Origin of the sequence: Ruegeria arenilitoris (assembly GCF_013032445.1) — a bacterium.
Taxonomy (GTDB): Bacteria; Pseudomonadota; Alphaproteobacteria; order Rhodobacterales; family Rhodobacteraceae; genus Ruegeria; species Ruegeria arenilitoris_F.
In genome coordinates this window covers 1-13,995 of record NZ_WQCA01000046.1, presented here as the reverse complement: position 1 = coordinate 13,995, position 13,995 = coordinate 1, and the positions used below count along the sequence as shown (strand labels likewise).

At 52.3% G+C, this 13,995-nt stretch carries 7 protein-coding genes and 2 pseudogenes; all 9 read right to left on the bottom strand.

The genetic code is table 11. The features are described 5' to 3' along the window. Positions 1–97 (bottom strand): annotated as a pseudogene (locus tag GOW98_RS25955) (IS6 family transposase); the annotation flags it as partial. A gap of 174 nt (positions 98–271) precedes the next feature. Then, positions 272–1,714 (bottom strand): hypothetical protein, encoded by a 1,443-nt coding sequence (locus GOW98_RS24420; RefSeq protein ID WP_174823085.1) that lies wholly within the window; start codon positions 1,712–1,714, stop codon positions 272–274. 110 nt (positions 1,715–1,824) lie between these two features. Next, entirely contained in the window at positions 1,825–2,727 is a 903-nt protein-coding gene (locus GOW98_RS24415; RefSeq protein ID WP_170337038.1) for a lipocalin-like domain-containing protein, read from the bottom strand. Between the two features lie 551 nt (positions 2,728–3,278). Continuing rightward, positions 3,279–4,304 carry an adenylate/guanylate cyclase domain-containing protein gene (locus tag GOW98_RS24410; RefSeq protein WP_170337035.1) on the bottom strand — a complete coding sequence of 342 codons (1,026 nt, stop codon included), beginning with the start codon at positions 4,302–4,304 and terminating at the stop codon, positions 3,279–3,281. Continuing rightward, entirely contained in the window at positions 4,297–4,638 is a 342-nt protein-coding gene (locus GOW98_RS24405; RefSeq protein WP_170337034.1) for an Hpt domain-containing protein, read from the bottom strand. The genes GOW98_RS24410 and GOW98_RS24405 overlap by 8 nt, the downstream gene beginning before the upstream one ends. Positions 4,639–4,641: 3 nt before the next feature. Next, positions 4,642–11,637: a GAF domain-containing protein gene (locus GOW98_RS24400; RefSeq protein WP_170337032.1), complete on the bottom strand. Its 6,996-nt coding sequence runs from the start codon at positions 11,635–11,637 to the stop codon at positions 4,642–4,644. Positions 11,638–11,979: 342 nt separating this feature from the next. Then, positions 11,980–12,825 carry a hypothetical protein gene (locus tag GOW98_RS24395; RefSeq protein WP_254438167.1) on the bottom strand — a complete coding sequence of 282 codons (846 nt, stop codon included), beginning with the start codon at positions 12,823–12,825 and terminating at the stop codon, positions 11,980–11,982. Between the two features lie 131 nt (positions 12,826–12,956). Next, positions 12,957–13,628, bottom strand: a complete 672-nt coding sequence (locus GOW98_RS24390; protein WP_170337029.1) for a haloacid dehalogenase-like hydrolase — start codon at positions 13,626–13,628, stop codon at positions 12,957–12,959. A 119-nt stretch (positions 13,629–13,747) separates the two neighbouring features. Continuing rightward, positions 13,748–13,995: pseudogene (locus GOW98_RS25950) on the bottom strand (DDE-type integrase/transposase/recombinase); the annotation flags it as partial.

Below are 13,995 nucleotides of genomic sequence, written 5' to 3'. Positions count from 1 at the left end.
TCCGAAGCGAGAGCGGGAAACGGATGTACAGCATCACCGCAAGGCGGATGATCTCGGGACTGGTTTTGAAGTATTTGAAAGAGGCAGGTCTGGTCATGGGCAAAAGCTACGCAACACCCCTGCCCTGCTCAAGCAACGTTCTTCTGACAAGACCCACGACAAGGAGCGAATGCCGGCTGTGCGGACGAAGCGGGCGGTCGAGCAAATCCCGTCTTCCACTCCGCGCAGCTGGGACCTTCCGAGCCGCTGCACCAAAATCAATTGAGTTCCCCTAAATAGTCTTTAGGTATTCAAGCAGGGCAGACCGTTCTTTATCCGTTAATTCGTCACTGTAGATGTGGCCCTGATTACCATAGCCTCTTAATGTAGTGTCATAGATCAGCCTTCGCCTATCTGGGTCTGTTTCACTTTCTTGCCCGGCCGAAAGTACTTCGAAGCGCCAGCCCATCCTTTGGGGATCGTAATTTCGTGGATCGAACAGGTGCCGCCAGTACTTCGGCCTCAAGTCGCTTTGGAGTAAAGCCTCCATATTGGGCACTGAACCGTTGTGTAGATAGGGTGCAGTGGCCCAGATCCCATCGAGTGGCGGTGCTATATAGCCAGGTGCAGGGTTGGCACTTTCAATGTCTCCGTAAGGAGAATGCGCCACCCAGGCGTAGAACCGGTCTCGCGATCCATCCGTCGCCTCAGTTGCATATGCGGGGTCAGTTCCAATTTCTGAAACCGGATAGACGCGATTTGGAAAGGTCTCATTTGCCCCGTATGTGCCGTGGCAAGCACTGCACTCACGAAGAAAGATGCCCTCTCCGTCAGCTGCCAGCTCTGCATCGACAGGATACGGGAAGGCTGGGGCCGCTAATGAGGCAATGAAGGCACGAATGTCAGGCGCATAGGCGACGATGTCTGCAACATCTTCAGTGCCATCAATGCACAGCATTGACGCCAGGAGCAGGAAGCGCGCGTGGTCGCCCCGACCGATTGTCGTGTAGAACATCGCGTTCTTCTTGCTCATCCCCCACCAAGGCGGGACACTAATCGGCAACGGGTCCTGCGGTGGCGGGTCAATAAGCGGTGTCTCTGACCACTTCAGCGTTTCAGGATCGAGCCTGGACATGAGGGCCCAGGTCAGGTTGGTCGCCGGGTTCACACCAATCGTTTTTGTTTGGACGTAAGGCGCAATGCCGTCGATGCGGTCAGCCCAGTGCTCCCAGGCTTTCGTTTCGGCAGCTCCACGAACGTAATTTCCTGTTTGGAGAACCAACCTGCTCGGATCGCGCGTGAAGTCCCCAAATTCGTTTCCCAGACCGATGATGATCTCATCGTTGAGGCGTCCGGCATGGCACGTCAGACAATTATTGGAGATGACCTCGACACCATCTTCATTCACATGCGAGGTAAGCGCGTAGGGTAGTTCGGCGTTCCGACCCTCACGCCCGGAAAGAGGTTTATTTTCGGCAGTTTCGGGATTCAGGCGGCGATAAGCGTTATACGGAATACCACAGCTGACGTAGGGAGCATTTAGAAGAGCGTGACGGCCTGCATCGATGTCACCAGGGCGCTGCTCCGAGGGTGGAACTGGTCCTGTCGGAGAGCGGAACTGGCTCGGGTCAAAGGCCGTTTCCCGGTTACCGAATGGTGCAAAAAGCCAGAACGCTCCGGCAGCGAAAGCGCCCAACAGTACGGCGACGCCGCCGATGGCTCCTCTTCTAATCACTGTTCATATCCTGTCAGTTGCAGCGTCCCAAATCCGGAGACCGGACTTTGGGCACGACTCCCCTTAACCCGCACAAACCCACTCCAGAGCGGGACGGAAAAATCAAGCACCTAGGCGTCGAACAAGGGCTCAATCGTAATGTCCAGGTCGGGACCTTCAAGCTGCCATTCGATTGGATATTCGACTCCGGTATAGGGAGATTGCCAAGTTCGAAAAGCCGTCATTTTAATGGTTCCCTCGTCCAAGGAAATGACTTCACCATTGGGTTCAAATATAGCGCCGTTAACGGACGCTGCGCCTCTTCCATCGATCCTCCGTGAGCGCACTGCCGAGATCTCGGCTCCATCCTCAAGTTGAAGCTGCAAACGATCCCATGCGACCGGTCCTGCACCTGGCACCGGAAGCTCACCCCATAAATGATCGTACCATGCGGTTCCTGTGACCCTTATCTTTCCCTGTTCTTGATCAACGGTTCCATCAACGGTCAGACGCGTGATTGAATAACCCACAAAAGGTGCGTCTGCGCCATCCGGTTCCAAGGCAACAGCCTGCTTCACCGGTCGCATATCAAACTCCACAACAGCCTTGTCGCTAATTGTCGCATAGAGCTTAAGCGTCCCCGGTGACCTGTCACCTGCGAAACTGAGAAACCAATTATCCATTCGAAGCTCCGCAGCATTCCAATCGAAACCCGAGATACTGGGTATTCCCCGTCCAAACCGTTCCTCGCGCGCGACTTTCGCCGAGTTTGCGTCGAGAAGTGCGATGTGCACCCGTTCAAGCTGTCTGACGTCCCAAATTGAATCCTGCGGCGGCGCCGTTGAAGGTACAATGCCAATGCGTAAGAACAAGAACTGGAAACCAAGTTCGTTGCCATCTTCATCGCTTAAATGAGTAAGTAGCTGCCAGGTCTCAGTACGTGAATTAACATGGGCACCATGATCCTCGGGCAGCTCCAGTTTCCAATCCGAGGATGGCCGTTCGAAGCCTTCATCATCAGAGATGTTTGCCAACAGTGATGCGAAATCAGGCCCCCTAACGTAACTTGGAAAGGAACCCTCTGGCTGCTGGGTAGGCAGCGCTGAGTAAATTACAACTCCGAACCCCATGGCTACAATAGCTGTAAGAAATAGCTTCCTCATCGCTGCGGGTCGCCTCCCTTAAAACTCCACACCCTCTATTGCTGGGCCCATTATCTCAATGATCACCATAGCATCTTCTTTTCGCTGGCATCGGTATTTCTGCATTGAGGTTAATGGCTGCTAAGGGCTCGAACCAGACCTTCGATGCGGCTGGCGCAAATGGCCGCTCTGGGCCGTCCTCGAAGCTCCTTGGCAGGTTTCACCTTTGGATGCTGCGCTGCCTCCGAGGTCGGCAGGGAGCCCACCTTGACCGATGCTGCGCGATGCCCCAATTACAGCAATGCGCAGAAAGCGGACTTTGCAAAGTCTAATATTATCTAGTCCCAATCACTGGAGCAAATTTGAAAATCTTTTGTCCGAAAAGCAAAGCCACGAGCACAACCACACGCGACATAGATACACTTACAACGTTGCATGAAGGTTCATAGCGCATGGATGTCAAAGGGATCAGAGAAACCTTTGATCCTAGTACCACTAAATGTCTCCAACACATCAGCCCTTTCCAACAGATCGCAGGTTTCTTGATCAATCAGAATTCGGCTTCCAGTTTTCTGCGTTTCCGCCTCCAGGCGAGCAGCAAGGTTTACAGTGGATCCAATACAAGTATACGTCGCACGGCTGTCCGTTCCGGCATAACCAGCGACGACGTCTCCAGTCGCTATTCCTATACCGATCTTTAGGTCAATTTTCGCTTCTGAGCGCCTTTCGAGATTCAACATCTCGATCATGTTGTGCATTTCATGCCCTGCCGCCACTGCACTTTGCGCAGTATTGGGCAGTGGTTGCGGAACTCCAAAAAGAGCCATCAAACCGTCACCCAGCATCAGGCTGACAATTCCGCCATTGCTGGTAACAGCCTCGAACATCAACGTGTAGAACGTGTTGAGCAGGTCAATTGTTTCCTCTGGTGCGAGATTTTCAGACAAGGTCGTGAAACCGCGAATGTCACAGAAGAGGACCGAAGCATTGGCACGCTTGCCACCTATCGCAAAGCCAGACTCTTGCAGGTCTTGTGCAACCTCCGTTGTGGCAAAGCGCTCTAGCAGACGTTTCTGCTCGTCTCTGAGTCTTTTCTTTTCAAGGCCGCTGGAGACGCGCGCACCGAGAAGTGTCTTATTGACCGGTTTTGGCAGGTAGTCTTCCGCACCCAATTCGATACAGCGCACGACATTGTCGAGCCCCTCAACAGATGACGTCACGATCACCGGCAGATCACGTAGGTCGGTGTCTGATTTGATGGCTTCGAGAACCTGAAAGCCGTCCATTTCAGGCATTTCAATATCCAGCAGAAGCAAATCAAACGGCTGGTTAGACAACATCTCCATTGCGACCCGGCCGTTTTCCGCGACCGATGCCTGGTGACCCAAAAGCTCTACGCTGCGCGACAAAAGCAAGCGGTTCACCTTGTTGTCATCAACGATGAGCAAATGACCCGGGGCGTCAGACATCAATCAGGCTCCGTAAAGCAGCTGCAGCAATGGTAAGGTCGGTTTCCAGCGCCGTCGCGTCTGTAAGGTCCCCGGCTTCAGGCAGATCTCCGAGCTCGATTTTCCTGGCCCGTTCGGCGAGAGCAATCGCCCCAAAGGTATTTGCATTCGACTTAATGGAGTGCGCAGCACGACGGTATCGGTCGGCATCAGCCGCGCCCGCAGCCGCTTTCAATTCGTCAATCATGCCAGGCGCTTCGTCGAGAAAGGTGTTCACAAGCTCGGCTGCAAAATCTTCGCCTGTAGCGTCTTTCAGCTCCATGAAGATTTCATGATCAATCGGGCTGTCTGTCATGGATCACCTTCTTATTCTGGGGGAATTTAACAGGGCTTCAATTAGGACCGGTACGCGGATCGGTTTAGTGATATAGTCGTCCATCCCTGCTTTTAGGCACATCTCACGGTCGCCCTGCATGGCGTTCGCGGTCATCGCGATTATGCGAGGACGAGTTCCATCCGGATGCGCTTTGTTGATAAGGCGAGAAGCTTCAAGCCCATCCATCTCGGGCATTTGCACATCCATAAAAACGACATCGTATGTTTGCCGGTTTACGCTTTCGACCGCCTCAGCACCATTGCTGGCCAAATCTGCGCGATAACCCATCTGCTCTAGCAGTCGGAGTGCAAGTTTCTGGTTCACCATATTATCCTCGGCCAGCAAAATACGTAGCGGATGTCGCGTTGCCATATCCGGATCTGTTTGGGGTTTGTCGTGTGGTTTGGACGGCTTCACTCGCACCTTTTCAGTCGCGAACAATGTGACCAAGGTATCGAACAAGTGGGATTGGCGCAAAGGTTTGGCAAGGTTGGCAGCGAAGAGCCCATCCTCCAGATTTACTTCGCGCGGGCCAAGTGAACTGAAAAGGATTAGTGGCAAACCCGGCTTCCTGGTGCGAACCTTATTGGCAAGCTCTTCTCCATCCATTTCGGGCATATGCATGTCGAGAATGGCCAAATCGAACCCGGCGCCTTGTTCAAGTATGCTCAGCGCCTCTGACGGAGACTCACACGTCGTGGTCTGCGTGCCCCATTTCTCGGTTTGCAGAGAAAGGATTTTACGATTGGTGGCATTGTCGTCCACCATCAAAATTCGCTTGCCTTCGAGTTCAGGCTGAACACCGACAAGATTGCGAGAAGACGACTTAACTGGCTTTGCAGGTTTTGCGTGGATCTTGAAAATAAAAGTGGAACCGCTCCCCTCGCCATCGCTTTCAGCCCACATGGTCCCACCCATAAGTTCCGCAAGGCGTTTCGAGATCGCAAGACCCAGTCCAGTGCCGCCATATTTCCTGGTCGTTGAACTATCTGCCTGACTGAAAGACTGAAATAATCGACTCATGCCTTTTTGTGACAAGCCGATTCCGGTGTCTCGGACTTTAAAAGTCAGTTCGAGCGTTCCCTGCATCTTGGCGGATTGCTCAACAGACAGAACCACTTCGCCGCTTTCGGTGAACTTTACTGCGTTAGAAAGGAGATTCAGAAGAATTTGCCGCAATCTTGTTAGATCGGCGCTAATCGCCAGCGGTAGTGAGTCATCGAACTCGTAGGCCAAGTCGAGTTGTTTCTCGGCAGCCTTGCCGCTGATTAAATCGAGCGCGCTTTCCATGCATTCGCGCAGGTCGAACGGATGGTTCTCGATATCCATCTGTCCGGCTTCAATTTTCGAGAAATCGAGGATCTCGTTGATGATACCCAAAAGCGCATCGCCGCTATCGCGGATCGTATTTGCATAGTCACTTTGTTCGGCATCCAACTCTGTGTCCATCAACAACCCGCTCATCCCGATAACGGCATTCATAGGCGTTCGAATTTCGTGGGACATCGTCGCCAGGAAAGCACTCTTTGCTTCGTTTGCTTCTTCAGCGACCTTTCGCGCCACTTCGGCTTCGCGGAATAGACGCACGTTCTCGATGGCAATTACCGCCTGGTCTGCAAACGAGTAAGCGAGGTCGATCTCATCTTTGGTGAAAGCACCGGCTGTTTTCCGAGCGAAAACCAACACTCCCAAGCACGCCTTACCTTTCATCAAGGGAAGCAGCAGAGCGGCACGAACGCCATGCCGTTCATACGTGATCTGTTCGAATGGTGAGAGTTCAAGAGTATCCCAATCCGGTAGATGGAGCATCTTTCTCTCATGCAGAACCTGCGCGGGAAAGCTGGACATCGGATCCGGGTCGATAGGAAAACTTTGGTTGCCTTCAAGGGTGGCAACACCTTCTGCACTAACCCGCGCAAGCACCTCGAACGTGTTATCTTGCGCGGTCATAGCTGCAACCATATCAGAGGAGACCAACCGCACACCTGCTTCTGCGATTGCCTCGAAGACTGGCTTGATGTCGTCAGGAGATTGGCTGATCACCCGTAGAATGTCCGCACTCGCAGTTTGACGTGCCAAGGAAGCTTGAGTTTCATTAAACAGGCGAACGTTTTCCAGCGCGATGATGGCCTGATCGGCGAAGGACTCGGCAATGGCGACTTCATCTTCGCTGAAAACTTTGGCAGTTTTTCGGATGAATACCAACGCACCAAAACATTCCTTCCCGCGCATCAGAGGCACTGTCAGCGAAGACTTGAACCCTTTCCTGCGGATGATCTCTTGATCGCGTGGGGGTAGCTCATCGTACCGCCATTCGGGCAAATGCAAGGTCTTGCCGTTCTTGATTGCCTTGGACGGCAAATTGTCTTCGGGATCAATTGGCAGGCGCTCGGTCCAAGTGATTTCTTCGACGCCATCGGGTGTCGCGGCGGCGATTTGCCAAAGTTCAGTCTTGTTCGCCTGAATAGCAATCGACAAGTCGCAATCTATGAGGGTCGTCGCCAGCGCGACAATCTTCTCGAAAACCGGTTTGGTATCGGTTGGAGATTCAGAGATTACTCTTAACACATCCGCGCTTGCGGTTTGGCGCGAGAGGGCGGTCTGCGTATCGTTGAAGAGTTGCGAGTTCTGAATTGCGATTATTGCCTGCGACGCGAAGGTCTCCAATTGCTTGATTTGCTTCTGGTCAAAAGCCGCTGCATTTCGGCTGCCCATGCTGATTGCACCGATTGTATCACCGTCACGTATCAGTGGTACGGAAAGAACAGATCTGTAACCTTCATTGTGAGATCTTAGAACCGGGTCGTAGTTTGGATCCGCCTGTGTATCCTCCACGTAGTCGGCGCGTCCATGAAGAAGCGCCCTTGCAGTTGCCGTTGATTCCCCTGGTTCAAATGGATGCGCCATTAAAAACTCTGCAAAACTGTCGGGCACATTGTGTCCGGCAAAATAATGGTACTTCCCGTCTTCGGGCTTCTTAAGAGCTACGAATGCATCCTGTAATCGGCAGATGCGGGACGAAACGGCTAATAAGGCTTCCAAGACTGGCTCCAACGCGTCGGGAGACCGGGAAATAACTTCGAGTACCTCACTTGTGGCTTTTTGGTACTCTAACGATTCCTCAATTTCCGCGGTTCGGGCTGTCACTTCGTCGAAAAGATGCGCATTTCCAAGCGCAATTACCGCTTGCGAGGCGAACGTTTCAACCAAGGCTATCTGTTTGTTTGAGAACGCAGCAATTTTCGAATGAGCAAGTGAAATCACGCCGAGCGTGACCCCATCCTTTACGAGCGGAACTCCCAAAGCTGAACGAAACCCGGCGCCCAGTGCTTCTTCTTTCCAAGCATAATCCGGGTCGTGCTCAAAATCTTCAATGTACACCGTTTTGCCTGTTAAAGCGGCACGTCCTGTGGTTGTGCCTTTGTCTGGAACATGCACCTGACGGGTTATGATGTCGTAGTGAGCTGCGGCGGAATTGTGAGTCGCTGCAATGTCATAAATTCCAGTTTCTTCATTAAGAAGTGCGACATAAGACGCCTCAGGTTTGCAGATGCGAACTGCAACTTCCAAAATAGTTTTGAGGACTGGTTCGAGTTCATTTGGCGAGCGTGAGATCACTCCCAGCACTTCAGACGTAGCTGTTTGATAGTCCAGCGCTTCTTCAACTTCTGCGGTGCGTGCCTGCACTTCTTTGAACAACCGGGTGTTGTTGATGGCGATCACAGCCTGGGATGCGAATGTCTCTAACAGTTTGACTTGTTTTTCACTAAACGCTCCGGGTTTCCGGTGTGCCATGACGATAACACCAACTGTTACGCCATCGCTGACCAAGGGGACGCCGAGAGTGGTGAGGTAATCACCGATCTCTGCCGCCATTTTCCACGTGTAGGTCGGATCCTTACGCGTATCTTTTATGTAGACGGTCTTGCCATGAAGGGCCGTACGGCCGATACAGGAGCCTTCCTCTGGAGCAATAGGGTTGTCTGACAAAAAGTTAAGAAACGCATCACTCACGTTGTGGGACATGGCCACACGGTACAACCCATCGTCAGCATCCCGCATTGCGAAGAATGCATATTCCGGGTCGCAGATACGTGAGGAAACTTCCAGGATTGCATCCAGCACCCGTGGAAGATCGTTGGGCGAGCGAGAGATGACATCTAAAACTTCTGACGTGGCGGTCTGGTATTCTAGTGACTGCACGACTTCGGCAGTGCGTTCCTCAACTTCCCGGAACAGGTTGGCATTTGTAATGGCGATAATCGCTTGGTCGGCGAAGGTTTCTAACAACTGAATCTGTTTGGTGGAAAATCCAGAAACCTCGGTTGACCCGACCGAAATCACACCCACGACCTCGTCATTCTTGACCAACGGCACCCCGAGCACGGATCTGTATTCCCCGACGCCGCTGTCTTCGATCCACGTATAAGACGTCTCGGTTTCAATATCTTCGATATAGATGGTGCGTTTCGACAGAATTGCACGCCCGCTTACTCCGCTTTCATCGGGCGAAATAGGATGCGCTTTGACATATTCCGCAAAGGTCGTGTCCTGCGTGAGTATCGCATGAACATGAAAAAGCCGATCGTCGGGGTTCAGCATCGCAACATAGGCATCCTGCAATTCGCAGATACGCGACGCTTCTTTGAGGATAGCATCGAGAACAGGAGCCAACTCATTTGGTGACGCCGAAATCACCCGCAGCACTTCGGATGTAGACGTCTGGTATTCCAACGCCTGCGTAACTTCCGCTGTGCGATCCTGAACTTCGCGAAACTGTTGGACGTTTTCCATTGCGATAACGGCTTGCGCTGCGAAGGTTTGAACCAGAGCCACATCGTCGTCCGAGAAAGGCGCAACTTCACGGCGATACAGCACAATCACACCAAGACCCAAGCCATCCTTCATCAGCGGAACAGCCAGAACGGACCGCACCCCTTCGATCTCAACCATCTGAACGCGCCTTGGATCGCGATCCCGATAATAGAGTGGATCATCTGCTGCGTCGTCCTGTCGGATGACCTCGCCATCGAATATGGGCTTGATTGCGATCAATTCAGTACGCGTCAACGGCTCTACGAAGTCTTTCAGCACGGCACTGAAATCTGATCTCGCACCAATATTGGCCGGAATTGTTGCTAGCCCGCGTTCGTGATCGGCAACACAGAGGAAGGCAAGCGGCGCCTTACACAAGCGGCTGGAATTTTCGAGAATGCTGTGGAAGACAGGCCTGTCGTCATCGCGGCTGCGGCTGATAACTTCGAGGATTTCTCTCGACGCTTTTTCCCGCTCAAGCCGTTCCTGAACTTCGCGAAACTGGCGCGTATTCTCGATGGCAATGACGGAATGATTGGAAAATTCCTCAATGAATTGCACATCTGAATCGGAAAACGGACGCATTTCGCGGCGGCTGACCGCAATGGCGCCAATCGCTTTTCCCCCTTGCATCAGCGGCACGACAACGCGCGACCTGATACCTTCGACGTCGACCATTTTAACGGCGGTGGCATCACCCGAGCGGTAGAAATCGGTGTCACTCATATCCTCGACGCGAACAACTTTGCCAGTTCGGATCGCCGCAGCCGCCGTGATTGAGCTATCAAGAGGCCATTCCTCGCCCAATTCAACATCGGTTCTGTCATGGCCCCATGCTGCTGCTAATCGAATATGGGTTCCAACAGCGTTGACCAACAAAAGCGCGGACTGATCTGCCCCACAAACCTCTGTGGCCTGCTGAAGCACTGCTTCGAAGACACGTGCGTCATTGTCTCGGCTCTTGCTGATGACGCTCAGAACTTCTTGCGTCGCGGTTTGTCGCTCCAACTGCATGTGCAGCTCTGTCATTTGACGAGTGTTATCGATGGCAATTACGGCTTGCGCCGCAAAGCTCTCGACCAAAGAAATCTCATCAATTGTAAAGGGTCGCACTTCACGCCGATAAATCCCGATGACGCCGATCGGAGTACCATCCGCCGACATCAAGGGAACCGTCAGAAACGAACGGACACCTTCCTCATCAACCAGTTGCCTGCGCCAGGGATCCCCGTTGATGTAGTGGTCTGTCTCACGCAAATCGACGTTGTGAATGACGCGCGCTTCCCGCACGGACTCGGCGATTTGTAAATTTGAGTCCAGAGACCAACGATTCACGCCGACCTTGTATGTGGTTAATTGATCACCAAAATGGGCCGCGTATTCCAAATGAGTTCCTGCCTCATTTAGTAGGCTCAACGTGGCTACGTCTGTTTCGCAAAGCCGGGCTGTGTTTTCCAAGATCGTCTGAAATACCGGCGCTTCATCATCCCGAGACCGACTGATCGTCTCCAGAACATCACGCGTGGCACCTTCACGAGCCAGACGCACCTGCAACTCGCTAAATTGACGAACATTTTCAATTGCAATAACCGCCTGCGCGGCGAAAGTTTCAACCAACTGGACCTGATCGTCGGAGTAAGGTCGCACCTCATCCCGTGCCAACATCAGGCATCCGATTGCGCTTCCGCCCACCTTCAAAGGAACAAATAGATTGCTCCTACACCCATGCGTGTCGACTATGAGTTTAAAACGCTCATCGCCCGATTTATGGAAATCGGTGTCGCCCATATCGACAACACGTTTTGTCTCACCGCTGAGAATAGTGTCGGTGACGATGGAGTTGCCTGGCACCATCGTGTATTTGCCGTCGAGCCAGAGCTGTTGAATATCCGGGTGCAGATTGACACTGGCAATCAGTTTCTGACGCGTATCCCCCTCTCGTCCAAGAACCAGACCCGCAAAAACAGCGTCACAGAGGTCTTTTGCCAGATTCACAATCAGATTGCATACTGGCTGAACGTCATCCTTAGCCTCGGAAATCGCTTGCATAATCCGCGCGGTGGCTTCGAATCGAGTCTGCTGATCATCCGCGCTGAGCCCACTGCTTTGCGAAGATGACAACCCTGAATCAGCAGTCTCTCTTGATGCCTTCTTTCCACCCACCTGCGTTCGTGCCCCCCACGCAAACTAATGAAACACACAAGACCGGAGTTTAGAGGGCATACGATAGAAGTCACAGAGTTTCTTTGTGGGTTGTGCTCCATGCGGTTCGGGCGATGCCGGTATGGTGTGACCTTGGGGAGATCCGCAGAATCATAAAGAAAGCCGCCCTATTTGCCAAAAAGGTGTCCTAAATAGGAGCTGTGTTGAACTTCCCAGAATACTCAAACATCGCTGTTGTATGTCTTCTTTGGGCTGCGACCAGCCAATCATGCTAGCCGCAGAGAACGCAAACACTGAGCCCAAAGCGGAAGACGTGGGGGCTTCTAAAAAAAAATATTGGTTTCAAAACTGTGTATTGAAGCCCGCAAATATCTGCCACTTTGGTTGACCTGACCCCTTGCTCGCGACGGAGTACTGCGGTTCGACAAAGACGTTGTAGGTGATCTCTTTCCTGCCAAAAACTTGCCCAATACCTAAGCCGATTGGCACATTGTAACTGTCTGTTTCGAAGTCGTAGGTCATGATTGGTGCTGACCTTAAGTATGTTCCTCCGCCGAGTTGACAGAACAGGAAGGGTTGAAAGGCTCCGATATTTACGTCCTTCGCATCGCTGTCGCCGGCAAAACTTGCTTGCCACGTGAGCAGGTAACCGTATTGGAACTTTGGCGACGACGCATTGAACAACACATTTGCAATGCCAGCTGACCATTTCTCTGATCCCGACCCATCTGTCGAGCCAGTTGGAGCTGTCAACTGTGGGCCGACACCAAAACTTAAGGCCGGATTTCCGGTATTGATCAGGTAAGCAGCAAACACATTTAGGTCACCGACACCTGTCGATTTTCCGTCCGGCCCGGGGAATGAATTGACGGGTAGAGAAGCCCTCAAAATCCAATTGGAATCCCCTAAACTCACCGGTTGCGCATATCTTAGCCAAAACTGGTTACCTGTCTGATCCGTTCCGGAAATATCGCCAATGTAGTAGTTTTGCACATTGACAGCTTTGAAGTTTGCCAGGGGATTATTCGCTTGGGCTGCGGCTGATGCCGCGTCGTTCTCTTGTGCTGCCGCGCGGTTAGCTGGTGCTGTTAATACACCCAGAACAACGAAAAGACTTGTGCATATCCTGATCAGGAAATCTCGGGTCGAAGCTAAAATTGTGGATGGCATCTTCGGGGTAGTATCCAATTTGCTTCTCCTTGGCGAAGTCAACATCGTAACTTTAAACTGCGTAACCGGGCGACTATAGCGGGGTGGCGACATACGATTGAGGCAACAAAGAGCGCCTCGCGAGTTTACTTCAAAGCTGGTCAATAGGATCATTTCGACCCGTCTGCCCGGACCTTGTTCCAATCCTTTGCCATATCCACCACCACCCAATCTTCCTTGGTCGCAAGCGGTATGACTTTGTCTGTGTGTTTGTCATAGGCATACTCCCGATCTCCGTCGGTGTGATGCACCAGTATAGACATCCCGCCGCCCAAAGCCGTGTTTTGCAGCATCTGCTGGTCACCGTTCGAGTTTCCTGCTGCAAGTATTGGTGTGCGGCCGATAACCTTTTGGATCAGGCGAGGTTTTCCATCCCAGTTGTTCAAGTGATCGACGCGATAGGTTCGGACAAACTGCGGCTCTCCGTTTTCGATCACGAACTCCTCTCGCACGGTGGTGCCGAACACGCGTTCTGGTGGAATGCCATAAAGGTCCTCAGAGACAACTCTTAAGAAAGCACCTTCATCGGCGGTAATGATGTAAACGTTGAATTGGTTTGCCTCTAGATAGCGTATCAGCTCCAACATTGGCTGGTAGATCAGCCCTTCAATGCCAACTCCTAACTCAGGATGTTTGAAATTCGCCGCGAAATCTCGCGCCCAATTTGCGTAGTCTGCGGCAGATAATCCACCAAATGGCGCAGCAAACAACTGACTGACAAGGCTTTCATATTCCGAATTGGCATATAGCTGCTCAAAATACGCAGCGTCATTTTCGGCCACAGATTTCCAGGGCTCTCGCTTTACGAGTGTTTTATCAGCCTCTATTTGCCGTTTGATCTCCGAAAAGGTGCTGCCAGACAAATGCGAACCAGTCTCAGTTTGCCGCGGAAACCGCGAACCTATCCGGAACAAAGTTGACGCCACTCGCTAAGAGCGGCGGTGCGTGTCAGCTTGAAGGTGTCTCGATTGGCTAACGATCTTTCCTGGTTGAAGTGGTTGTAAACGGAGGAGTGGACGGCGGCGAATTTCTGTAAACTTCGCATGCGCCTGAAACGCTGCATGGCGCGTTCTCATCGTCGGAACGGCAGGTGAGAGTTCTCAACCCGATTATTAAGCCACCTGCCCGTCTGTTGTTTTTCAGTGGCTC

Excerpts from the sequence above, each read along its gene's own strand:
- GOW98_RS24405 (WP_170337034.1), bottom strand. The coding sequence starts at position 4,638 with ATGACAGACAGCCCGATTGATCATGAAATCTTCATGGAGCTGAAAGAC.
- GOW98_RS24410 (WP_170337035.1), bottom strand. The coding sequence starts at position 4,304 with ATGTCTGACGCCCCGGGTCATTTGCTCATCGTTGATGACAACAAGGTG.